This window comes from Maritalea mobilis (assembly GCF_004363175.1).
Taxonomy (GTDB): Bacteria; Pseudomonadota; Alphaproteobacteria; order Rhizobiales; family Devosiaceae; genus Maritalea; species Maritalea mobilis.
The window spans coordinates 519534-541493 of sequence record NZ_SNYR01000002.1 but is presented as its reverse complement, the minus strand read 5'-3'; the positions used below and the strand labels follow the sequence as shown (position 1 = coordinate 541493).

The 21960-nt window shown below is 51.6% G+C and carries 23 protein-coding genes and 1 tRNA gene; 13 read left to right on the top strand and 11 right to left on the bottom strand.

The window, feature by feature from the left end; genetic code table 11:
• Positions 1–29 precede the first annotated feature (29 nt).
• The 4 genes from ATL17_RS10465 to ATL17_RS10450 all read left to right on the top strand — a co-directional run bounded on the left by ATL17_RS10465 (position 30) and on the right by ATL17_RS10450 (position 4145).
• Positions 30–689, top strand: a complete 660-nt coding sequence (locus ATL17_RS10465; protein WP_133572742.1) for a response regulator — start codon at positions 30–32, stop codon at positions 687–689.
• 65 nt (positions 690–754) lie between these two features.
• Positions 755–1072, top strand: coding sequence for an NIPSNAP family protein (locus ATL17_RS10460; protein ID WP_133572741.1), 318 nt, complete (start codon positions 755–757; stop codon positions 1070–1072).
• Positions 1069–1395 carry an antibiotic biosynthesis monooxygenase family protein gene (locus ATL17_RS10455; protein WP_133572740.1) on the top strand — a complete coding sequence of 109 codons (327 nt, stop codon included), beginning with the start codon at positions 1069–1071 and terminating at the stop codon, positions 1393–1395. The genes ATL17_RS10460 and ATL17_RS10455 overlap by 4 nt, the downstream gene beginning before the upstream one ends.
• A 56-nt stretch (positions 1396–1451) precedes the next feature.
• A complete protein-coding gene (locus ATL17_RS10450) occupies positions 1452–4145 on the top strand; it encodes a DUF2339 domain-containing protein (RefSeq protein WP_166638999.1) in 2694 nt (897 codons plus the stop codon).
• Here the strand turns inward: ATL17_RS10450 and ATL17_RS10445 are convergent.
• Both ATL17_RS10445 and ATL17_RS10440 read right to left on the bottom strand, forming a co-directional pair.
• Positions 4142–4507 carry a DUF6713 family protein gene (locus ATL17_RS10445; protein ID WP_133572738.1) on the bottom strand — a complete coding sequence of 122 codons (366 nt, stop codon included), beginning with the start codon at positions 4505–4507 and terminating at the stop codon, positions 4142–4144. The genes ATL17_RS10450 and ATL17_RS10445 overlap by 4 nt on opposite strands.
• 10 nt (positions 4508–4517) lie before the next feature.
• Positions 4518–6113: an ATP-binding response regulator gene (locus ATL17_RS10440; protein ID WP_133572737.1), complete on the bottom strand. Its 1596-nt coding sequence runs from the start codon at positions 6111–6113 to the stop codon at positions 4518–4520.
• Positions 6114–6476: 363 nt separating this feature from the next.
• Here ATL17_RS10440 and ATL17_RS10435 point away from each other — a divergent pair, with 363 nt between their 5' ends.
• Both ATL17_RS10435 and ATL17_RS10430 read left to right on the top strand, forming a co-directional pair.
• A complete protein-coding gene (locus ATL17_RS10435) occupies positions 6477–7115 on the top strand; it encodes a response regulator transcription factor (protein ID WP_133572736.1) in 639 nt (212 codons plus the stop codon).
• Between the two features lie 158 nt (positions 7116–7273).
• The gene (locus ATL17_RS10430) at positions 7274–7687 is read left to right on the top strand and encodes an ACT domain-containing protein (protein WP_133572735.1); all 414 of its coding nucleotides are present in this window, start codon (positions 7274–7276) and stop codon (positions 7685–7687) included.
• A gap of 4 nt (positions 7688–7691) precedes the next feature.
• On the opposite strand, the gene hemA is transcribed toward ATL17_RS10430, so the two are convergent.
• From hemA to ATL17_RS10410, 4 genes are all read right to left on the bottom strand, one after another.
• Entirely contained in the window at positions 7692–8972 is a 1281-nt protein-coding gene (gene hemA, locus ATL17_RS10425; RefSeq protein ID WP_133572734.1) for a 5-aminolevulinate synthase, read from the bottom strand.
• Positions 8973–9199: 227 nt separating this feature from the next.
• Positions 9200–9418 (bottom strand): helix-turn-helix domain-containing protein, encoded by a 219-nt coding sequence (locus tag ATL17_RS10420; RefSeq protein ID WP_133572733.1) that lies wholly within the window; start codon positions 9416–9418, stop codon positions 9200–9202.
• 9 nt (positions 9419–9427) lie between these two features.
• Complete coding sequence (locus tag ATL17_RS10415; RefSeq protein ID WP_133572732.1) at positions 9428–9961, bottom strand: DUF2975 domain-containing protein; 534 nt, start codon at positions 9959–9961, stop codon at positions 9428–9430.
• A 121-nt stretch (positions 9962–10082) separates the two neighbouring features.
• Positions 10083–10547: a TspO/MBR family protein gene (locus tag ATL17_RS10410; RefSeq protein ID WP_133572731.1), complete on the bottom strand. Its 465-nt coding sequence runs from the start codon at positions 10545–10547 to the stop codon at positions 10083–10085.
• Positions 10548–10665: 118 nt separating this feature from the next.
• Between ATL17_RS10410 and ATL17_RS10405 the strand changes: the two genes are divergently transcribed.
• From ATL17_RS10405 to pcp, 3 genes are all read left to right on the top strand, one after another.
• A complete protein-coding gene (locus ATL17_RS10405; RefSeq protein ID WP_133572730.1) occupies positions 10666–11925 on the top strand; it encodes a Mur ligase family protein in 1260 nt (419 codons plus the stop codon).
• A gap of 149 nt (positions 11926–12074) precedes the next feature.
• Complete coding sequence (locus ATL17_RS10400; protein ID WP_133572729.1) at positions 12075–13529, top strand: NAD-dependent succinate-semialdehyde dehydrogenase; 1455 nt, start codon at positions 12075–12077, stop codon at positions 13527–13529.
• Between the two features lie 9 nt (positions 13530–13538).
• On the top strand, positions 13539–14186 hold the full coding sequence (pcp, locus tag ATL17_RS10395; protein ID WP_133572728.1) for a pyroglutamyl-peptidase I: 648 nt from the start codon (positions 13539–13541) through the stop codon (positions 14184–14186).
• A 10-nt stretch (positions 14187–14196) separates the two neighbouring features.
• Here the strand turns inward: pcp and ATL17_RS10390 are convergent, their stop codons facing one another.
• The 5 genes from ATL17_RS10390 to ATL17_RS10370 all read right to left on the bottom strand — a co-directional run bounded on the left by ATL17_RS10390 (position 14197) and on the right by ATL17_RS10370 (position 18346).
• Complete coding sequence (locus ATL17_RS10390; RefSeq protein ID WP_133572727.1) at positions 14197–15600, bottom strand: serine hydrolase domain-containing protein; 1404 nt, start codon at positions 15598–15600, stop codon at positions 14197–14199.
• A 67-nt stretch (positions 15601–15667) separates the two neighbouring features.
• Positions 15668–16948, bottom strand: coding sequence for an NAD(P)/FAD-dependent oxidoreductase (locus ATL17_RS10385; RefSeq protein ID WP_133572726.1), 1281 nt, complete (start codon positions 16946–16948; stop codon positions 15668–15670).
• Between the two features lie 32 nt (positions 16949–16980).
• Positions 16981–17676 (bottom strand): uracil-DNA glycosylase, encoded by a 696-nt coding sequence (gene ung, locus ATL17_RS10380; protein WP_133572725.1) that lies wholly within the window; start codon positions 17674–17676, stop codon positions 16981–16983.
• A 120-nt stretch (positions 17677–17796) separates the two neighbouring features.
• Positions 17797–18114 (bottom strand): hypothetical protein, encoded by a 318-nt coding sequence (locus tag ATL17_RS10375; RefSeq protein WP_133572724.1) that lies wholly within the window; start codon positions 18112–18114, stop codon positions 17797–17799.
• Positions 18115–18271: 157 nt separating this feature from the next.
• A tRNA-Thr gene (locus tag ATL17_RS10370) sits at positions 18272–18346 on the bottom strand.
• 181 nt (positions 18347–18527) lie between these two features.
• Here ATL17_RS10370 and ATL17_RS10365 point away from each other — a divergent pair.
• The 4 genes from ATL17_RS10365 to hisD all read left to right on the top strand — a co-directional run bounded on the left by ATL17_RS10365 (position 18528) and on the right by hisD (position 21946).
• Positions 18528–18713, top strand: coding sequence for a hypothetical protein (locus ATL17_RS10365; RefSeq protein WP_208111184.1), 186 nt, complete (start codon positions 18528–18530; stop codon positions 18711–18713).
• Between the two features lie 107 nt (positions 18714–18820).
• Positions 18821–20113, top strand: a complete 1293-nt coding sequence (gene murA, locus ATL17_RS10360; protein WP_133572722.1) for a UDP-N-acetylglucosamine 1-carboxyvinyltransferase — start codon at positions 18821–18823, stop codon at positions 20111–20113.
• A gap of 100 nt (positions 20114–20213) precedes the next feature.
• Positions 20214–20645, top strand: a complete 432-nt coding sequence (locus ATL17_RS10355; RefSeq protein WP_133572721.1) for a DUF2948 family protein — start codon at positions 20214–20216, stop codon at positions 20643–20645.
• Between the two features lie 8 nt (positions 20646–20653).
• Positions 20654–21946, top strand: coding sequence for a histidinol dehydrogenase (gene hisD, locus ATL17_RS10350; RefSeq protein ID WP_133572720.1), 1293 nt, complete (start codon positions 20654–20656; stop codon positions 21944–21946).
• The last annotated feature ends 14 nt before the right edge of the window (positions 21947–21960 follow it).

Sequence of the window (21960 nt, the reverse complement as noted above, 5' to 3'; positions counted from 1 at the left end):
AAAATAATCGGGACCAACCGGATAAGTAAATGGCACAAACGCGCATCATTATCGCCGACGATCACCCGCTGTTTCGCGCAGCTTTGCGGCAAACCATTGAAACCCATTATGGCGACGCTCTGATTGAGGAAGCTGGCGATATTGAAGCTTTGACTGGCCTTTTAGAGCAAAATCGCGAATGCGATTTGGTGCTGTTGGATTTGGCCATGCCAGGCGTGCGTGGTTTTTCGGGCCTGTTGCTGGTGCGGGCGCAATATCCTGATATTCCGGTGATGATTGTTTCGGCCAGTGATGATCAGCAAACCATGTCGCGCTCCATTGATTTGGGTGCCTCTGGCTTTTTGCCAAAATCAACCGATGCGGACGCCATTCAATCCTCTATGAAAACCGTTCTTGAAGGCGGTATCTGGGTGCCGGATGGGTTCACCTTTGATGATGGGCAAGCCGAGATCGCGGAATATACCAAACGCTTGGCGACGCTGACCCCGCAACAAGTGCGCGTGTTGATGATGCTCTCAGACGGGTTGATGAACAAACAGATCGCTTATGAACTAAGCGTATCTGAAGCCACGGTGAAAGCCCACGTTTCCGCCATTTTGCAAAAGCTGAATGTGGACAGCCGCACCCAAGCGGTGATTGTGGCCTCCAAGCTGGAGCAAGGCCAAATCGAAGCGGTGGCTGGCGCCTAATTCGACCAGTATCGAACCATCCCGATTGGATAAATCTCTAAGGTCTCCTCGCAAAAGGAGATCTTATGATTACGTGTTTTATTCAATATCAAATCGACCCGACCCAAAAGGCACAGTTTGAGCAATATGCCCGCAATTGGGGTGAAGCCATTCCCCGCTGTGGCGCAGACCTGTTTGGCTATTATGCACCCCATGAAGGCTCAAGCACGTTGGCCTATGGTGTCTATTCCATCGAAAGCCTTGCCGCCTATGAAGCCTATCGTGCGCGCTTGGCAGCAGACCCGCTGGGGCAGGAAAATTATCAATTTGCCCAACGTGAAAAATTCATCCTGAAAGAAGAGCGCACCTTCCTGAAGCTCGCGTCAGGACGGGTGCACAAATGATTGCGTTGATCTTTGAAGTGCAGCCAAAAGCTGATCACGCGAAAAGCTATTTCGATATTGCGATAGATTTGAAGCCAGAGCTTGAGCAGATCGAAGGCTTTATCAGTGTGGAGCGTTTTGAAAGCCTTGCGGAAAAGGGTAAGTTTCTCTCGCTTTCATTTTTTGAAAATGAGGAAGCCATCGCCCAATGGCGCACGCACGCTCACCATCGTGCAGCTCAAAATCGTGGCAAAAACGATCTGTTTGCGGGCTATCGCATCCGGGTTGCGCATGTGGTGCGCGATTATGGGCATGGCGCGTTAACTCCAAGCTCATCCCCTTGACTCTGAAGGCAAAAGCTTGGCAGCTATAGCGCTAGTTTATTAGCGCTATGGTTTTTATGTTTGAGCTTCTTTTCCTCGTCGGCTTTCTGATCATTATTTTTAGCCATGTTCGTTCAAAACAAAATGAACGTGAGATCAAATCTTTAAAGCAGCTTGTTCAGCGGCACGAGATTGAGATTAGTCTTCTCAAAAAAGCAGGCGTGGCGCCAACAGAAGCAGAGGCAGAATTTGTCGCTGAGCGCGAGGAGCCGGAAGCCGAAGAAGATAGCTCTTGGCAGAATGCCGCGCCGCCAGTTCAGGCACAGGAGGAGAAGCCAGAGCCAGCCGCCGCCCCATATCAGCGGCCCATGCCAGCGGGCATGGCCAAGCAAGAAAGCAAGGTTGAGCAACCTGCAGCGAAAAAAGCACCCGAGAAAAAGGGGCCAAGCTTTTTCGATCGCGCGCTTGCAAACTTCAAAGCCAATTGGGTGATTTGGCTGGCCGCACTATCGCTGGCACTCGGCGGGCTTTATTTCATTCAATATAGCATTGAGAACAATCTTATTCCGCCAAGCGTGCGGTTGGGCATCGCCACCCTGTTCGGCTTTGGCCTGTTGGCATTTGCCAACCATTTGCGCTCAAAACCATTTGCAGAACTGCACGGATTTTATTCCGTACCCGCAGCCTTTGCCGGGGCGGCACTTGCCATATTGTTTGGCACGGCCTTGGCCACGCACATGCTTTATGGCTACACCCAAGGCTTGCTGGCCTTTGCTTCGATAGCAGGGGTGGCGGTTGCCGCCATTGGCTTGGGCCTGCGCTTCGGGCCAATTGTGTCTGTGATTGGCGTGTTGGGCGCGTTTGTGTCGCCCTTGCTCGTGAGCGGCGGCACTCTATCGCCCACCATGATCATCTATCTTTTAGGCGTATTCTTGGCTGCGCTTCTCGTGGAGCGCGTGCAAAAATGGATTTGGCTTTCCGCCTTCGCCACGGGGCTGGCCCTGATGTGGACTGTGCCGCTGCTCACCCTAGATGGTGCTGGGCTTTGGCTATCCATTTATTTGGGCGTTATTGCACTTTCATTGATCGGCATCCCAGCATTCAATTTGCCGCCTAAATGCGAAGATACATCGATGCTGAATGTGCCGAACTTGCAAAATCTCTCAACATCCTACCCCACTGTCTTGGCGGTGTTAGGCGCAGGCATCAGCATGTTGTTTATGGCCTATCTGCCGATCAATGGGCAGATCGAAAGTGTTGCGCAATCCTCTGTTTTGATCCTGTTCGCGTTCTTCGCCATTTACATGTGCGCCCGCGCGCAAAATCTCGATCAGCTTGCCTCTATTGTTGGCTTTGCCTTGTTGGTCGTGATTGCAGATGAGGGTCAAAGCTATATCTTTGAACAGGCCTTTGGCGCGGCGAGCGCGGCAAATCTGTTCTTGATTATTCTGCCCGCAATTTTCTATTTCGCAGCTGCCTTTGTGCGTGCGCCAACGTCTGTGCGCCCAAAATATTGGATGGTGATTGCTGCCCTGTTCCCCACGCTATTCGTGATGTTGCAGCTTACCAATTTGCAGCGCGAAGGCCTTTTGTCTGATCAAGGTGAATTGCTGGCACTGATGTTGCTCAGCATGACATACATTGCGGGCATGGCCGCTTTGCTGGCGCGCAAAACACAAAGTGCTAAATTTGGCGCGGATATGTTCGCCATCGCTGCCCATGTGATCGCCTTTTCAATGTTGGCCAGCCGCGTGGAAGTCGAATGGCTGCCGCATATCGTGGCCGGACTGTCGCATACCCTTATGGGCTTGGCGCTGCGCTTCGAATTCAAATTCTCGCGCTATCTGGCGAATGGCTTTGTCGGCATCTCATTGGTCACCGCGGTAACGGTGCTGTATCCACAATTGCTGTGGCAGGCGAGCATAGGGCAAATGTTGATCGCATTGCTGTCGCTGCTGGCCCTTTGCGCCGCAGGCTATGCCATCGCACGCCAAAGCAAATATCGCATCGGCTATGAAAGCTATGGCCTATTCCTGATCGCTCTGATTGTGGCGGGCTTCATCCTGAAATTGTTGCAGCCAGAACCAGACGCCTTTAGCCATTTCAGCCTAAGCCTAATGGCGTGCGCAGCAATCATCTTGGCTGGATCACAAGTTGCATATGCGCGGGTGAGCGAAGGCATCTTCCAAAAAATCCGCTATGGCATGGCGATTTTTTATGCGGTGATCAGCGGCGCAAACATGTTCGGTGCGATTATATATGCGCCATTGTTCGCCAACGAGCGCATTGTCGGCCCATTCCCGCTCGACAGTATCATGCTGGCCTATGGCTTACCTATGCTGGTCATTTGGGGGCTTTATCGGCTTGTGGCCGATGAAGAATGGCGCGAAAAAGTGCCCGCTCATTATCCGCTAACCGCGTTGGCGTTGTTTGTGATGATCCAAGAAGTGCGCCATTTCTGGCACGGAAATCTGATCAGTCTCGAGCGTGGTTTTGTCACCGGCGAGCTTTACACTTACACAGTCATGTTGATGGGGCTGACATTCTTCTTCATTGGCCAGGCGGTTTGGAAGAAAAGCGAAAACTTGAAACGGATGGGCCTGATCTTCGCGGGATGTACCGCTGCCAAAGTGTTCTTGGTCGATACTTCCGGCATGGAAGGCATTGCCCGCGCCACCATCATGGTGCTGTTGGGCTTTTCCCTTGCCGCGATCTATTGGCTGTTGCAGGTGAGCTTTAAATCCAAAGAGGAAGCCGAAGGCGCAAGCTAAAATATGGTGAGCGCCAAATAGATCAAGCCAAAGCAGCCCGGTGCCCAAATGAGGAATTTGGAAAGCGGGCTGTGAAAGCGATATTCCTGATGATGGCGATAAAGCCAATGGGCACCAATGTGCAAAATGGCAAATATGGCAAAGCCTATTTTGGCCTTTGCCATCACTTCAGCGCTGGCGAGGAAAAACAGCCAGTTCAGCAGCACAAATAGTGGTACATGAAGCACGGTAAACACTTGAAAGCCCATCTGGTCGGGCAGCAGATTGGTGCCGGGAAAAATGCGCCATTCCTTTTGCTGTATCGCATCTAGCTCATGGCCGATCATCAGCGCATAGCAAGTAAGAAAGACCCAATCCGCCATGGTACTCGCCTCAGGTTAGGCGCGACATCAAAGCGCGCAGGGCCGCAGGCTTGAGCGGTTTGGGCAGCACAGAAACATTGCGCTCTTCTGCCAAATTTTGCACCTGTGCGCTGCGATCAGCGGTGATCAGAATGGCAGGCAAATGGCCACCCACCGTTTGCCGCAACCATTGGATCGCATCAAGGCCGGAGGATTGATCAAGGTGGTAATCCATCAACACAATGTCGGGCACCCAACCTTCCAAAAGGTTCTTTTGCGAAATCTCTTTCAGCGACCGTGCCATGCGCACATCGCAGCCCCAACCATCTAGCAAAGCCTGCATCGCATCCAAAATGTCGCGTTCATTATCAACGCACAAAATTTGCTTGCCTGCCATTGAAGCGTTGGGCGGCGGTGCAGGCGCTGCCGCGGGTGGTGGCGGTGCTGCATCGGCGGATGGCGGTAGATAAATCGAAAAGCGGGACCCACGCCCCGGCACGCTATCCACCTCAACATCCAAATTTAGCGCTTGGCCAAATCGCTGCACGATTGAGAGTCCTAGGCCCAAGCCTTGTGCAATGCGGGCGCCAGGCTCCAGCCGTGAAAACTCAGTAAAAATCAGCGAGTGCTGGTCTTTATCAATGCCGATGCCATTATCAATCACATCAAGCCGAAGCCGCCGTCCGCGCTTACGGCAGCCCACCAACACCGCGCCGCCCTCAGCCGTATATTTCACCGCGTTGGAAACGAGATTTTGCAGCACCCGCGCCACCATGCGGCGATCTGTGCTCACCAGGGCATCCGCGCCTACAAGGCGCAATTGAATATTCTTAGCCGTGGCGGCGGGTTCAAACTCTACCTTCACCTTTTTCAAAAGTTCGCGGATGGAGAAGGTGGAAATGGCAGGCTTAATGGCGCCACTATCGACACGTGATATATCCAACAGGGCCGACATAATGTCTTCCACCGCCACCAAAGCATCATCAACATTGGTGGCCAATCGCGCCAAATCGGTGCCATGCGCGCGCTCCACCATAGTGGAGGTATAGAGCCGTGCCGCATTGAGCGGTTGCAGCAAATCATGGCTTGCTGCGGCCAAAAATCGGGTTTTGTCCAAATTGGCGGCATCGGCTTTGGCCCGCGCCCGTTCCAATTCCGTATTCAAATGGGTGAGGGCCTTTGTGCGCTCTTGCACCCGCTTTTCAAGGCTTTGATTGACCTGCGCAAGTGCGCGCTCGGCCTCAAAACGAGCAGAAATATCGTTATAGCTGATCACCAGTCCGCCATTGGGCAGGCGATGGGTGCGCACTTCCAAATATTGCCCATTCGGCCCGGTGCGTTCTAATAGGCCAGACGTGTTTTGCTCAATGTCATCCAATCGGCTTTGGGCCAATTGGCCGATGTCGCCGTCGCCAAAATCGCCGCGCTCTGCCAAATGCCGCACAATATCAACCAAATGGGTGCCCGCTTCACAAAGGGCAGGCGGCAAATCCAAAATAAGCTGAAATTGATCGTTAGACACATCAAGCTGACGCGCCTGATTGAACACGGCAATGCCTTGGCCCAAATGTTCAACCGCCATTCGCAAAGCGGATTCGTCACATTTGTGATTCTTTTGGTCGGCCATGCTCACTCCCAAGCTCTTTGCTCAATCTATATCCAATTCCACACTTTCCGCAAAGCCCGTTCAACCGGGCGTTTTAGAACAGTAGATAATAAGCTTGCGCACAATTAAAGGTTGTGTTATTCGATATAGGAAAATAAACCTATAAAGGAAATAATTCAGGATATACGGGTTAGTACCTAAGAAAATTTACCTAAGAAATTTGTCGGACTGGTTATTATGCGCACCCCAAGCATAATTACGGATATGGCAGTGTTTCGCATTTTAAAGCATTGAAGCTATACTTAAAACCAAATTGGAGTTTAACATGTTTGCGCTGCAACCAGCTCCGCCTAAACAAGTATTTTTTCCTAGGAGACTAGGAATATGACCAGCAATATCTATTATCATAATGCCCTTAATCGCGACCTGTTGGTGAAGATTGTTGATGAAGACAATGCCACCTGCGAAGCACTTGGTGTTTTATTCCGGCTTGAAGGGTTTCAAACCAGCGCCTCCACCTCAATTTCGGAGTTTCTGGCCTCCATTGAACGCAAAATACCTGATGTGGTGATCATCAATATGCAAGTGGGCGGAGAGGATAGCCTGCCCACAGTAACCCGATTCAAAAATATGCGCACGGGCGCACCCATTTTTATGCTGACGGAATCACAAAATATCGGCGGTGCGGTTGACGCGATGAAGGTGGGGGCAGCTGATGTGATCACTAAACCCATCGACACTGAACATTTGGTCCGGTCCGTGCGCCAGGCGCTTCAACGCAATGTGCATATTGGCGCGGTGCAATCTGGCTCCCATCGACCAGTTGAAGTGCGTGGCTTTAGCCAACTCACCCCGCGGGAGCGCGAGGTGCTGCAATTGATCACCAATGGCCAATCCAACAAAGAGGCTGGCCGCGAACTCGGCATTTCCCCCCGAACCATCGAAGTGCATCGCGCACGGGTGATGCAAAAACTAGGCGCACGCAACACAGCCGATTTGGTGCGCATTGTCTTGACCAGTTGATCTTGCTTCCTCTCGACTGATCTCAACTGGCGGTCCTGTTAAAGGGCCGCCCTTTTTTCTTGCGCTTTCGACATAGTGTTTTAAAGTTCGCTCTGTGGGACGACCCACCGCTGAACTTTCCTTCAGGACGACCTGACCCAATTGAAAGCGGAGGTATCATGTCCGATCAATCCACCAATGGCGAAACCGACCTCAACAAATTGCTGGCAGAAATGACGCCGCAATTGGATGAACAGATTTGGGTTTTCCTCAGCCTTAAAGCGCGTGATGCAGCGCTGGAAGACAAGGCGTTGATGCGCTTTGATGAGGAGGAGGGGGCGACCTACATCCTCAAAGAAACGGATGCAGAAGGCTATGACACAACATTTCGCTGCCAGCGCATCACGCTGCAAATTCACTCGGCTTTAGAAGCTGTTGGATTTTTGGATGCGATCTCGACCGCGCTCACCCTGAATGGGATCAGCTCCAATGTGGTCTCGGCATTTTACCATGACCATTTGTTTGTGCCGGTTGAGAAAACGGCACAAACCATGTCTGTGTTAAAGGCGCTTAGTGCGTCTGCGCGAGAATAAAGGCTTAGCCACCAATAGTTGGCAGCACCAAATCACCTGAATTGAGCGCTTGGGCAGTCAATTGTGAGGTGTCGATGTTTTTCGGCAAACCAAGCACATCCCAAACCTGCAACAAGGCATCGCGCAATTCAAAGATCATCTCATCATTGTGCAACGGTGTTGGGGTGATCCGCAGCCGCTCTGTGTCTTTCGGCACAGTTGGGTAGTTGATCGGCTGAATATAGATATTGTGCTTTTCCAAAAGCATATCGCTTGCCGCTTTGCAGCCGCGTGCTTCGCCCACAATCAGTGGCACAATATGTGTTTCAGTTGGCATCACCGGCAGGCCTGCTTCGGTCAAAATCTCTTTTGTCCGCTGCGCCTGGCGTTGCTGGCCTTCGCGTTCAACACTGGATTGCTTTAAATGATCAATTGAGGCACGTGCTGCCGCGCAAAGTGCAGGGGGCAAAGCAGTGGTAAAGATAAATTCAGACGCATAAGAACGCACGGCATCCACAATCGGCTGGCTCGCAGTAATATAGCCGCCCATCACGCCAAAAGCTTTGGCCATGGTGCCTTCAATAATATCAATGCGGTCCATTAAGCCTTCGCGTTCGCAAATGCCTGCGCCGCGGGGGCCATACATGCCAACCGCATGCACTTCATCAATATAGGTGAGAGCGTTAAACTCTTCTGCAAGATCGGCAATCTGCTCGATCGGCGCAACATCGCCATCCATAGAATAAACTGATTCGAACACGATTAATTTCGGACGATCTTTGCCCGCCGCTTCCAACAATTCGCGCAAATGGGCCATATCGTTGTGGCGGAAAATTTTCTTCTCCATGCCAGACTGGCGCACACCAGCAATCATGGAGGCGTGGTTCAACTGGTCAGAAAGCACTAGGCAATTCGGGATCAGTCGCGCAATGGTCGAAATCGCCGCTTCGTTGGACACAAAACCGGAGGTGAACACCAAAGCCGCTTCTTTTTTGTGTAGGTCAGCGAGCGAACGCTCAAGCTCAACCAGCGGGCGGTTTGTGCCAGAAATATTGCGGGTGCCACCGGCGCCAGCGCCGAGCTTGCCTGCAGTTTCCTGCATAGCGGTGATCACTTTATCATTTTGGCCCATGCCCAAATAATCGTTGGAGCACCAAATCGTGATTTCCCGCGCATTGTCTGCCGCATCGCGGAACACCGCCCGCGGAAACTTGCCCGCAACCCGTTCCAAATCAGCAAATACTCGATAGCGTTTTTCACGACGTAGTGTGTCGATGGCGTCTTCAAAAAGTCCGCGATAATCCATCAACTCGTCCCCTATTTCTCATGCCCGTGTCGGCCCTTATTCACAAGGCCAACTTAGCCGCAAATTATCATGCAAGCGATCCGGCAACATGACGCAGGTCAATTGATGAGATATTTTTTCGCGACCATATATGCAATAACGCGAACCCGTTAACGATTGCAATTGATTTTGGCTAAAAACCAGCAATTTCCGGGGCCTAATCCATCAAATAGATGTGAGGGAAAGCGCTATTCATCCTCAGATTCGGGCACATATTCCAACAAATCACCCGGCTGACACTCCAGCACGTCACAAATTTTCGCCAATGTTTCAAAGCGCATGCCCTTGGCTTTGCCCGTTTTGATCATGGAGAGATTCTGTTCGGTCAGTTCCACCCGCTCAGACAATGTTTTAAGGCGCATTTTTCGCTTGGCCAGCATCACATCAAGATTTACGACAATGGGCATAAAGCGGGCCTAAACAAATGATTGGTTCTCTTCATAAGCGGTTTTGCCAGCAGCAAAAATGTGCGCCACAACCAGAATCGCCAAGGCAATAAACAAAGCGGTGAAAAACTCTGTGGTCAACCCAAACATAAATGAGATCTGGTTGGGAATCTGCTGCAAGCGGATATAGGTGACCAAAAATGCACCACCAAACACTTCATAGCATATCAGCGCTAGATTGGCCCATGCAAAGCGCTGAAAGCCAGCAACGGACTTTTCTGAAAGCCAGCGCGCCTGCGCCGCTTCGTCAAATGTTTGCTTCAATCCCATAAAGCCCACCAGAAGGGGGGTGAGATAACCAATGGCAAACAGTCCCAAAATCGCGCGCATCACCGGGGTGAAATCATCTTTTTGCAGCTCAACATCTGCATTGCCAAGCAAAGACAGTTCGAGCGAGTCGCCAAAGGTGACAAAGGCAAAAATCATGGCCGGGATCAGCACAGAGGCGATCACCAGAAAAATGGACAGTGAACGGGCTAAAGTTGAAATTGCGCGCGGCGACATGGTGCACTCCCTAAAGGCTCGAAATTCAACTATTACTTTAATTTTTAAAAGTCAACAATCGGGCGGAAGGCAAAAAAATGGCCCGCCAACCAGCGGGCCATGAGGTGAGGAGGGAGGATGTCTAACCGTTCAAGATGAAAAAGCCAGCATTAAGCGCCGTGGCAAAGCCAATCCAGGCCATGTAAGGCGCCGCCAGCCAGAAGCTGATCCGGTCACGCGACCACAGCAAATACATGGTGCCCAGCACCACAATATCGAGCGCGCTGATGTAAATAAGCGCAATACCCAAATTCTGCGCCCCAAAGAAACTAGGCGTCCAGATGGTGTTCAACGCAAATTGCAACGTCCAAAGCGCAATCAATACCGGCTTAAGATGGCTCTGCGGTGCCATCACAATGCGATAAGCGATGGTGGCGATAAAGATGTAAAGGATCGTCCAAACCGGACCAAATAACCACGCAGGCGGCGCAAAAAACGGCTGCTCCAACGCGAAGTAATAAGATTGTATCTCCCAAAGCGCTGCGCTACTCGCAGCCACAATGGTGGCCAGATAAAAAATGATCCAGATAAATATCTTGCGTGCCATAATAAACTCACTTTCATTTTATCAACGGCTGACCGTTGAATTCGGATCAAATTGATTGAGATGCGGCGGAAATTGTCCTAATCCATTGACACAACACTTCATTTGCCCGGGCCGTTCCATGTCGATCTCCATCAAAAAAATCAATTTGAAACTGGCAGAGCGGCTAGAGCCCTACTATTTTCGAATGGTGAGAGGGTTTGAGCGATCAAACGCTGTACGCAAACTGGAAAAATTTGAGCCATTTACCATCGGCATCACAGGAAGCTGCGGTAAATCCACAACCACAAAACTTCTCTCGGAATTGTTGGCGGAAGCGTACAAGGAAGATGTGCACTCTGGGCTTGGCAACAACACCAAGCGTTGGGTCTATCGTGGCCTGCGCAAGTTGGAACGGCCGAAGCAAACGTGGGTGCAAGAAATCTCAGGTGGAGAGCCGGGATATCTAGACTATGTAATAAACGACATTCCGCTGGATATTGCCATCCTCACCACAATTGGCGGTGACCACATTTCAGCATTCGGCACAGAGCAAGCCATTTTGGACGAAAAGTCCAAACTCATCACCGCACTGAAGCCCGATGGCGTTGCATGCCTAAACATTGATGACGCGCACCTTGCTGGTTTGTCAGCACTGCGCAAAGACCAAAAGAACATCGTCACTTATGGACTGCATAAGGATGCGGACATTCGGGCAGAGATCATCAGCGCCAATTGGCAGTCTCGTTTGCAGTTCAAATTATTTGCAGGGCAAGAGCAGTTTGATGTGTCGACAAAGTTTGTTGGCAGCTTGCTGTTGACCAGCATATTGGCAGCACTTGCAGCTATTCACGCGAAAGGGCTGCCATTGGGACCAGCCATCGAAAAGTTGGCCGAACTAGAACCGATGATGAACCATATGAGCGTCCATCAAACCGTCTCCGGCCAAACCTATTTGATGGATGCATTTAAGGCTCCATATTGGGCGACGAAATTATTCGCGACTGATGTCGCCCAAATCAAAAAGGGCAAAACGGTTCTGGTGTTGGGGCAAATTTCAGACACTGGAAATACGGGGTCGCGGGCATATCGGCAAATTATTCGTGCGGTTGCGCCGCACTGCGACTTAATCGTCGGCATGGACGGTGCCTTCCGCGCTGCAGCGCGTTTTGAACACGAGTTTGATCACTGTCAAGTCATCGCCAGCAACGATATTGTGGAAGTCCATCAGCTTTTAGGACAGCATAAAGACGCATTGATCATTGTAAAGTCTGGCCGACGGTCAAAGCTATGGCGTCTTTGGGAAATGGCACAAGCACCAATTGATTGTCACATTATGCCCTGTGACCTTGAAACGGGTTGCCCATTCTGTCCCAAACTACGCGATAAATCATTGATGTGATCCCAACCATCAATATTTGTGACTAAGACATTCAAAATGATCATATAAAACGGTCATTTGAGTAATGACACTGATAAAGTCACACGCTAGCCTGCCCCGCAATAGGGAATGATTGCCGTCCGATATGGCACAAGAAGGCAGGGGATAAAATGGCGTTCGATCAGGTTCTTCATCAAAAAGCATTTATCAATGGCGCGTCGGTCGACAGCAGTGATGGTGCGCAATTTGCAGTGATCAATCCGGCCACGGGTGAAACCATTACCCAGATTAGCGACTGCACTGCACGGGATGCGGAAAAGGCAATCGCTTCTGCCAAAGCCGCGCTGAAGCCGTGGGCTGCAAAAACCGCGAAAGAGCGGTGCGAAATTATGCGCCGTTGGTTCGACATTGTGATCGAGCATGAACAAGAATTGGCAGAACTATTGTCCACTGAGCAGGGCAAGCCGTTGGCCGAAGCGCTTGGCGAAATCCGCTATGGCGCGGCCTATATTGAATGGTTTGCTGAGGAAGCCCGTCGCACCTATGGCGATTTAATCCCAAGTGCAAAAGGCGACGCCCGCATTCTGGTGATGAAACAACCCGTTGGCGTTGTGGCGGCCATCACACCGTGGAACTTCCCAAATGCGATGATCGCGCGCAAGGCTGCACCCGCGCTTGCCGCAGGTTGTCCCATTGTGATTAAGCCCGCAGAGGATACCCCGCTATCTGCCCTTGCACTGGCGCAAATGGCCAAACTGGCTGGCGTGCCGGAAGGGGTGATCAATATTGTCACCACCAGCAAAGCACAAGAAGTTGGCCAAGTGCTGACCACCCATCAGGATGTGGCGAAAGTGTCCTTTACCGGCTCAACTGAAGTGGGTCGCATTATCATGCGCAACGGGGCGGAAACCATAAAAAAGCTCTCACTGGAGCTGGGGGGCAATGCACCCTTTATCGTGTTTGACGATGCGGATTTGGACCGCGCTGTTGATGGCGCCCTAATGTCTAAATATAGGAACTCTGGCCAAACCTGTGTTTGTGCCAACCGAATTTACGTGCAAGCCGGCATTTATGATGCGTTCGTGGAGAAATTCAGTGCCAAAGCTGCAGAGCTGAAAGTTGGCGGTGCGTTTGAGAGCGATGTGGCGCTCGGCCCGCTGATCAACACGGAAGCCGTAGCCAAAGTTGAAGAGCTTGTGGCAGACGCCATTGAAAAAGGCGCAAGCGCCACCATCGGTGGCAGCAAAAGCGATAAGGGCGACCTGTTCTACAATCCAACAATTTTGCGCGATGTTAGCCGAAATGCCCGCGTTCTGCGCGAGGAAATTTTTGGCCCCGTGGCCCCGGTGATCAAATTTAAAGATGAGGCAGACGCAATTACCTTGGCCAACGATTCCGAATTTGGCTTGGCTGGTTACTTCTTCTCGAAAGATTTGGGCCGCGTCTGGCGCGTTGCAGAAGCGCTAGAATGCGGCATTGTGGGCGTGAATGAAGGTGTCACTTCCGCCGTGGAGGCGCCATTTGGGGGTGTAAAGCAATCTGGTCTAGGTCGAGAAGGTTCTCACTATGGCCTCGACGACTATCTTGAATTAAAATATGTGTTGATGGGCGGATTGGCTGAATAGGCAAAAACAATGAAAATATTGCTGACTGGGTTTGAGCCCTTTGGAGGCGAAACCACTAACCCGGCGCAGCAATTGGCCTTGGCACTGGATGGCGAAACCCATAATGGCGCTCAAATTGTTAGCGCCATTTTGCCCGTCGCCCGTTTTACCGCGATTGATCAAATGCGCGATTTGCTCGACATGCATGATCCACAATTGGTGGTGGCCTTGGGCCTCGCGGCGGGCCGAGCGGACATCACGCCTGAAAAAGTGGCGATAAATTTTGATGATTTTCGCATCGCAGATAATCAGGGCCATCAACCCAAAGGTGAGCCAATCGACGCGGACGGGCCAGCGGCCTATTTCTCCTCGCTGCCAATCAATCTGATGGTGAAGGAAATGGGGCATCTGGTGCCCGCCAGCGTGTCGTTCAGCGCAGGTACATTTGTTTGTAACCACCTCATGTATGGCCTGATGCATGCCTGTGCGCAGCATCGTCCAAATGTGCGTGCAGGCTTTGTGCACGTGCCACAGGCCACAGAAAATTTAGCGCAAGACGATCACGAAATGCCGCATTTGCCACTCGCGCAGATGACCGAAGCGTTGGAACGTGCTATTTGGGCCGCCGCCGCTCACACGGGAGACGATATTCAGGTGCAAGCGGGCGATACCCACTAACGCCGAGCGGTTAGTCGCGAAGCACTTCCAAAGCAGATGCGACAAGCGGCTGCGGTTTATAGCCCCAGCGCGATGGCGTTAGCCCCATGCGCACCACCACCAATTCTGCCTCCCGGCTGATGGCAATGGATTGTCCGTCATGGCCCAACATCCAAATCATATCTTCAGGCAAGCCAAAGCCAGCATCCGGATCAAGTTGGTCGGGCGTTTGCCCGCGCGGGCCGTGCAGCCACAATTGGCCTTGGCCATATTCATTTTCTCCCCATGGGGTCACAGATTTTGGCGTGGGCGACACCATGAAATCGTAAAATGATTCAGGCAAAATTTGCTTGCCATTCCACTGGCCGCCATTGGCCATCATCAAGCCAAATCGCGCCCAATCCTGCGCTGTGGCATAAAGGTAGGATGAGCCCATAAAGGTGCCGCTTGCATCTGCCTCGAACACTGCGCTGCGCATGCCCAGAGGTTCAAACAAAGCACGGTCAGGCCATAAGAGTGAGTTGCGCCCAAGCTGGTTTTGCCAAATGCGCGACAGCACAACACTGGTGCCGGAAGAATACTCAAACTTGGCATTGCCCACATCATCCTGCAGCTCTTTGCCCGCAGCAAATGCCGCTGCGTCCTCGCTAAGATAAAGCATGCGCGTCACGTCAGAAACGTCGCCATAATCTTCGTTCCACGCCAATCCACTTTCCATGCCCATCAGCATTTTGAGGCTGATATTGGCGCGGGTATCATTGTGCCAATTGGTCATCAAATCAGCGCGGTTTAAGGTGAAGTCGTCAGTCAGCAAAGCGCCAACTAGGGCGGCGTTTACGGTCTTGGTCATGGACCAGCCGATTAACGAGGTCTGTGCGTCAAAGCCTTCGCCATAACGTTCAGCCACAATGCGCCCCTTATGTACAATAATTGTCGCCCGCATATTGGGGCCAACCAAGGCAGAATTATCCAACAAATCTTGCAGGCGCTCGCTTTGGGCTTGGATCACCTTATCGCCCGTTGGCCAAATGGCATTCGCATCAAACTGTGCAAATTCTGGGCGGGTCAAACTCATATCTGCGAGATGGTCGCGATCATTTGAGGGGAGGGCCGCACAGCCCAAACCATCACGATAAGCGGCCGTGCCGGGTGCAAAAATACCAAACAGACGCGCGGTGACCTGCTTTTGATCCTCATCCACATCAAGGCGAACATGGCGCAATAAGGGGTGTCCCGGCGCTTGTACGTCTTCGCGCAACACCATTTGTGCATCGCGATTGGCAATGAACACATTTGAGCAAACAATTTTTGCAGCATAATTGGTGCCAACCCGCAAAAGATCAGGCGGAGCCACCAGCAGAAAGCCAAAGGCGCCCACACTTAAAACCAACAAGGCCCCAATAATCCATTTAATGGCCGATTTAACGCGCCGCATTCAGTTTCCTCCCCAAATTTTTGGCCATTGAAAGTAGTTTCGTGGCCAAATGCAAGATGAAGATGCGTTAAGCGCGTTCTTCCCACCAATCTTGCATCTGCATGGTCCAATACGCCATTTGCGTGCCAAAGCGACCAATCATGCCGCCGCCCCACCGAGCTTTAAACGGCGCAAACAATTTATAGCGGTCCGATGTGCCGGTAATCGCTTCCGCCACCAACTTGCCAATCGTTGCCGTTGTGTTTAGCCCATGCCCGCCTGTGGCAGTTGCAGACCAGATGCCGGGTTCTAGCTCACGCAAAATCGGCATTTTATGCACGCAATATCCCATCAGGCCCGACCAGGCATATTCAATCTCAAGCGCGTCCAATTGCGGGTAGATCGCTTGAATGTCCTGTTTCAGCATGTTGGCCAGTTCTTTGGGCTCAGATTTCTGGGTGGTAATGCGCCCACCCCACAAAAGCCGTTTGCCCTCATCCACTAGGCGATAATAATCACCAGCACGGCGCGTATCTGAAATAGCACCGCGATAATTAATGGCTTCCGCCAAAAGCTTTTCCATGGGCTTTGACGTCACGACATATGTGGCAACAGGCAGTACGGCGCCTTCAATGCGCGGATATAGATTGTGCAAATAGGCCGAGCCACACAAAATCACCTGCCCGCAATTTATGCGCTTGCCTTGCGCTGTGTTCAGCTCAAAGCCATTTGCCAGTTTTTGCAGGTCAGTTGCAGGGCTGTGCACGTAAATTTGCGCCCCAAGGTGTCGTGCTTCATCTGCCAGCGCCAGCGCGTAATTTAGCGGATGTATATGAATGGCGCTGCTGTCCTCAAGGCCTTGAAAATATGTGTTGGATTTGAGCAGTGCCCGCACTTCATCTGTGCTGCGCGCTTCATAGCTAGCACCATATTCCGCATTCATTTCGGCGGCACGGCGCAACATCGCGTCCCCCACATCATGGCGCACAACCGACATATATTTATGCCCCATTGGTTGCTGCGGCATGGAAAAGCCTGCCATGCGGTCTTTCACATATTGGGTGCCTTCTTGTGACAATTGAAACAATTGCTTTGCGTGGTCTCGACCCAATTTCTGGGCAAGGCTACCTATGCCTTCGGCATAGCCATTTGACACAAAACCGCCATTGCGGCCAGAAGCGCCCCAACCAATATCTTGTGCTTCCAGCACGCACACTGATTTGCCTGCTTCAGTCAATTGCCGTGCGGCTGTTAGCCCCGCAAGGCCGGCGCCAACAATGCAAATGTCGACATCAATATGGTCATCCAACTTGGAAAATGGCGCGACGCTGATGCGCGTGTCGGTGTAATAGCTGTCAATATAGGTCATAATGGCCCCATGAAATAGGTTGGACCAGTAGGCTAGCTTGTTTCCACCTGATCGGGAAGTCGCCAATCAATTGGCCCACGATCTTTTTCGGCCAAAAATGCATTGGCTCGAGAAAAATGACCACATCCCAAAAAGCCGCGATGCGCCGATAAAGGTGACGGGTGAGGGGCTTTCAACACCAAATGGCGTTTCCGATCAATGAAATTTGCTTTCTTTTGGGCATAGCTGCCCCAGAGCATAAAGACGCAAGGCTGTTCTTGTGCATTAACCTGTGCGATCACCGCATCCGTAAACTGCTCCCAACCCTTGCCTTGGTGCGCGCCCGCTTGCCCTTGCTCCACGGTCAAAACACTGTTGAGCAACAACACACCTTGTTTCGCCCAGCTTTCCAAAAAGCCATGGCGGGGCGGGGCTAGGCCCAGATCGCGCTCGATCTCTTTATATATATTGATCAAAGAAGGCGGTATGCGCACACCGGGCCGTACGCTAAAGCTCAAACCATGGGCTTGGCCCGGGCCGTGATACGGATCTTGGCCCAAAATCACCACTTTGACATTGTCTAGCGGGGTTAAATCAAGCGCGCGGAAATAATTAGAACCAGCAGGAAAAATCACCGCATTCTGCGATTTGCGATCAAGCAAAAATGCCTTCAAATCCTGCATATAAGCGCTGGCAAATTCCTCTGCCAACGCCGCTTTCCAGCTTTCTTCCAGTTGAATTTCACTCATAATTGCTCACTTCAAGTTTCGCAATTAAAGAGTAAACAATTTGAAGAATTCAGCAAGAACTGCGATATGCCCGCTAACAATTATGTCACTTGCTTAATATCAAGCTAAAAAGAAGTGCGCTTAATCGTACTCTGCTTCACATGGGTCATATTCAACCCGAGCTAATCGTGGAACTTCACACTCATCTTCTTCTTCGTCTTCCTCGACCGGCACACTTGAACCTGATGAGCCACCTGAAGCATGTTCCTTGATCATACATTCTTGCATTTTTACGCCATCACGGATGTCCATATCGCCGGAGCGTGGGAATATGCAGAAGATGTCCCAAGTACAGCTACCATCATTCGGCCAAGGATGTACGGGTTCGTGACAAGCAGCCATTGCTGAACTTGCGCTAAAGACGCCGAAAAATACGGCTGGAATAATTAGTTTTTTCATAGGTAAGTCCTCTTTACCTCTTGTTAACTATGTGCCGCGCCTTTTAAATCGCACTTCGGTTAAATGAGGACAAGCGAAAATGCGAATCAATGTTAAGTAAGATGCTTAACGCGATGGCAGATTTCACGCGGTTTAAAGCAGATATTGTGGAGGAAAATGGTGCTGCCGGAGAGAATTGAACTCTCGGCCTCTCCCTTACCAAGGGAGTGCTCTACCCCTGAGCTACGGCAGCATCTTTGTGATCAAATGGTGATCTGTGCGACGCGATCATTTTCGCATCAAGCGCCGTGGTTACTGCCATAATGATTTCAACAACGCAAGGGGAAAACTAGACGAGAGTGTAAAAAACGTGCAAGAAACGGATCAAACGCTGATGAGCCCGTTTTTCACCCAATAAATTTATGATTGCTGTGATGACAACTCAAAATCAAAAGACCAAAGAAGAAATGCGCAAAGAGCGCCTAGCCGCCCAGTTGCGGGCAAATTTGCGCCGGCGCAAAAGCCAATCTAAAGCCCGTGTGGAAACACCCACCGGGTTGGCAGAACGCCCGAAAGGCAAGCCCAGTGCCTTTGAAAAAATGAAGCAAAATAAGGATTAAGTGCCGAACAAGGCGCGAAAATGCTACCTTTTGGCCGCATTTTTGGTCATAAGGTGCGTCACGACTTATCTATGATCCCCTGTCGGGTCACACTAGAAGGAAAAATTATGGATCGCATTCGACTAGTTGGCGGCAACGAACTTAATGGCGAATTGCCCATCTCAGGGGCCAAGAACGCCGCTTTGCCGCTTATGATTGCATCTTTGCTGACCAAAGACCCGCTTGTGCTGAACAATGTCCCGCGTTTGGCCGATGTGAAACAGCTTGAACGCATTTTGGAAAATCATGGTGTGGATATTGCCGTGCAGGGTCGCCGTCGCGGTGACGACGAAATGCAAGGCCAGCGGATCACATTCACTGCGCACGATATTGTAGATACATGCGCACCATATGAATTAGTGTCCACCATGCGGGCCAGCTTTTGGGTAATTGGCCCACTTTTGGCGCGGATGGGTGAAGCCCGCGTGTCTATGCCCGGCGGTTGCGCCATCGGCACACGTCCAGTGGATTTCTATATTGATGGGCTGCAGCAATTGGGCGCCAAAATCGAAATTGACGGCGGCTATGTGAATGCAACGGCTCCCGGCGGCCGCTTGAAAGGTGGCAAAGTGGTGCTGCCGCGTATTTCAGTTGGCGCAACCCATGTGATCATGATGGCGGCGGCATTGGCCGAAGGCACATCAATCATTGAAAACGCGGCGATGGAGCCAGAAGTCACCAACTTGGCCGAATGCTTGATTGCCATGGGCGCAAAGATTGAAGGTGTTGGCACACGCACATTGACCATTGAAGGCGTAGAGGCGCTGCATGGCGCTGAAGTTGACGTGATCCCTGATCGTATTGAAACCGGCACCTATGCGATGGCCGTGGCGATGACAGGCGGCAATGTGTTGCTTAAGGGCGCCAATGCAGAACATTTGCAAGCCGCGCTTGATGTGTTGAAGCAAACTGGCGCTGAAATCACCGAAGAGGAAGACGGTATTCGCATCGTCAAAAATGGCGGTGGCATCACGCCAATTGACGTGGATATTGCCGAATATCCGGGCTTCCCAACCGATTTGCAGGCGCAATATATGGCGTTGATGAGCCGGGCTGATGGCACGTCGACCATTCGCGAAACCATCTTCGAAAACCGCTTTATGCATGTGAGTGAACTGGCACGCCTTGGGGCCCATATTGATGTGGATGGCCAAGCGGCCAAAGTGACAGGCGCTGACAATCTTAAAGGGGCGCAAGTGATGGCCACCGATTTGCGGGCGTCAGTGTCGCTGGTGATTGCGGGCTTGGCCGCTGAAGGCGAAACCATCGTTAACCGCATCTATCATTTGGATCGCGGATTTGAGCGCTTAGAAGACAAATTGAGCCGTTGCGGCGCAAAAATTGAACGCGTTTCTGGCTAAAATGCACAGGGCAGGGCGATTTATTATGGCAAAGCCATTGTGATCGCCCGCGCCACACATTAGGTAAAGTTCACAGATGACGGAACCTAAGGACCCTTTTATGGCTGATCTGAAATTACTCGCGCTCGACCAAGAAGATTTGGACGTCATTTCTACTTATACGCAGGATGCGATTGTCAAAGTTGCTGATATGGGCTTTGCGCCAAGTGATAAGCGGTTCGCGCTTTTGATGAATCGCTTTGCCTGGGAAAGCGGCGAGAAATCAAAAAAGGGCGAACGCAAACGCAGCGCCATGCATTTTGATAATGTGCTTTCCGCCAAAACTTCTGGCTTTGATGTTAATGCCAAGGATGGCGTTTTGAACCTGCTCACCATTCAGTTTGAAACCACTGACGCGCCTTCAGGCCGGGTAACGCTTAGCTTTGCTGGCGGCGGCTCAGTTGCGCTAGAAGTGGAATGTTTGGAAGCACGCTTGGCTGATTTGGGCGCCGCATGGCGCGCCAAGGCGAAGCCCGTACACGAAATCGAATAGGAATTTTTATGCCGCAAAGACTGCGCACTTTTGATGCCGACTTTGAAAACAAGTTTGATCTGCTTTTGAATGCAAAGCGTGAATCCTCAGTTGAGGTGAGCGATGCCGTAGCGGATATTTTGCATCATGTGCAGCAACGTGGCGACGATGCGTTGATCGAGTTCACCGCAAAATTTGACGATCTACAGCTCACGCCCGAAGGGCTGGCATTTGATCAGGACGAGATAGATCAAGCCTATCTTGATACGCCGGATGAACTGATCGATGCGCTCAAGCATGCCTATAAACGGATCACGGCCTATCACCAGCGGCAATTGCCAAAGGACGAACTGTTCGAAGATGAGCAGGGCGTGACTCTCGGGTCAAAATGGAATGCGGTGGATGCGGTTGGCATTTATGTGCCGGGCGGTTTGGCCAGCTATCCCTCATCGGTGTTGATGAACACGGCGCCAGCGCGTGTGGCGGGCGTAGAGCGAGTCGCGATGATGGTGCCTACACCAGGTGGCAAAGTGAACCAAACGGTTCTCGCTGCAGCAAAAATCGCTGGCGTTGATGAGATTTATCGCGTCGGCGGTGCGCAAGCGATTGGCGCGCTGGCATTTGGCACGGAATCTATTGCGCCGGTGAACAAAATTGTCGGCCCAGGCAACGCCTTTGTGGCGGCGGCCAAACGCCAAGTCTATGGCAAGGTGGGCATTGATATGATCGCCGGCCCATCGGAAGTGTTGGTGATCGCAGATGATAGCGCCAACCCGGCGTGGATTGCGGCTGACTTGTTGGCGCAAGCAGAGCACGACACGGCTGCGCAATCTATCCTCGTCACCACCAGCCCCAAGCTGGCTGATGATGTGATGGCCGAAGTTGAGCGCCAACTCGACTTGCTGCCGAAGAAGCATTTGGCCGGACCTTCTTGGGCGGATTATGGCGCGGTGATTGAGGTGAACGATCTTGATGAGGCGTTCAATATTTCCAACCGCATGGCGCCCGAGCATTTGGAATTGTCTTTGGACAATGCTCAGCAATATATTGATAAGGTGCGGCATGCAGGTGCGATCTTTTTGGGGCACCACACACCAGAAGCGATTGGTGACTACATTGGCGGCACCAACCATGTGTTGCCCACCGCGCGTTCCGCACGTTACGCCTCTGGCTTGAATGTGCATGATTTCATCAAACGCATTTCCATTTTGGGTTGCACGCCAAGTTCACTTTCGGCACTGGCGCCGGACGCGATTGCCTTGGCAGAAGCAGAAGATTTGCAAGCCCATGGACGTTCGGTTTCAATTCGGCTTAATCTGTAGCTGAATTTTTAATT

Coding starts and splice junctions, on each gene's coding strand:
- murA (WP_133572722.1), top strand. CDS start 18,821: ATGGATCGCATTCGACTAGTTGGCGGCAACGAACTTAATGGCGAATTG.
- ATL17_RS10435 (WP_133572736.1), top strand. CDS start 6,477: ATGACCAGCAATATCTATTATCATAATGCCCTTAATCGCGACCTGTTG.
- ATL17_RS10400 (WP_133572729.1), top strand. CDS start 12,075: ATGGCGTTCGATCAGGTTCTTCATCAAAAAGCATTTATCAATGGCGCG.
- ATL17_RS10430 (WP_133572735.1), top strand. CDS start 7,274: ATGTCCGATCAATCCACCAATGGCGAAACCGACCTCAACAAATTGCTG.
- ATL17_RS10465 (WP_133572742.1), top strand. CDS start 30: ATGGCACAAACGCGCATCATTATCGCCGACGATCACCCGCTGTTTCGC.
- ATL17_RS10460 (WP_133572741.1), top strand. CDS start 755: ATGATTACGTGTTTTATTCAATATCAAATCGACCCGACCCAAAAGGCA.
- pcp (WP_133572728.1), top strand. CDS start 13,539: ATGAAAATATTGCTGACTGGGTTTGAGCCCTTTGGAGGCGAAACCACT.
- ATL17_RS10450 (WP_166638999.1), top strand. CDS start 1,452: ATGTTTGAGCTTCTTTTCCTCGTCGGCTTTCTGATCATTATTTTTAGC.
- hemA (WP_133572734.1), bottom strand. CDS start 8,972: ATGGATTATCGCGGACTTTTTGAAGACGCCATCGACACACTACGTCGT.
- ATL17_RS10385 (WP_133572726.1), bottom strand. CDS start 16,948: ATGACCTATATTGACAGCTATTACACCGACACGCGCATCAGCGTCGCG.
- ATL17_RS10355 (WP_133572721.1), top strand. CDS start 20,214: ATGGCTGATCTGAAATTACTCGCGCTCGACCAAGAAGATTTGGACGTC.
- ATL17_RS10445 (WP_133572738.1), bottom strand. CDS start 4,507: ATGGCGGATTGGGTCTTTCTTACTTGCTATGCGCTGATGATCGGCCAT.
- ung (WP_133572725.1), bottom strand. CDS start 17,676: ATGAGTGAAATTCAACTGGAAGAAAGCTGGAAAGCGGCGTTGGCAGAG.
- ATL17_RS10365 (WP_208111184.1), top strand. CDS start 18,528: ATGACAACTCAAAATCAAAAGACCAAAGAAGAAATGCGCAAAGAGCGC.
- ATL17_RS10375 (WP_133572724.1), bottom strand. CDS start 18,114: ATGAAAAAACTAATTATTCCAGCCGTATTTTTCGGCGTCTTTAGCGCA.
- hisD (WP_133572720.1), top strand. CDS start 20,654: ATGCCGCAAAGACTGCGCACTTTTGATGCCGACTTTGAAAACAAGTTT.
- ATL17_RS10390 (WP_133572727.1), bottom strand. CDS start 15,600: ATGCGGCGCGTTAAATCGGCCATTAAATGGATTATTGGGGCCTTGTTG.
- ATL17_RS10405 (WP_133572730.1), top strand. CDS start 10,666: ATGTCGATCTCCATCAAAAAAATCAATTTGAAACTGGCAGAGCGGCTA.
- ATL17_RS10440 (WP_133572737.1), bottom strand. CDS start 6,113: ATGGCCGACCAAAAGAATCACAAATGTGACGAATCCGCTTTGCGAATG.
- ATL17_RS10455 (WP_133572740.1), top strand. CDS start 1,069: ATGATTGCGTTGATCTTTGAAGTGCAGCCAAAAGCTGATCACGCGAAA.
- ATL17_RS10420 (WP_133572733.1), bottom strand. CDS start 9,418: ATGCCCATTGTCGTAAATCTTGATGTGATGCTGGCCAAGCGAAAAATG.
- ATL17_RS10410 (WP_133572731.1), bottom strand. CDS start 10,547: ATGGCACGCAAGATATTTATCTGGATCATTTTTTATCTGGCCACCATT.
- ATL17_RS10415 (WP_133572732.1), bottom strand. CDS start 9,961: ATGTCGCCGCGCGCAATTTCAACTTTAGCCCGTTCACTGTCCATTTTT.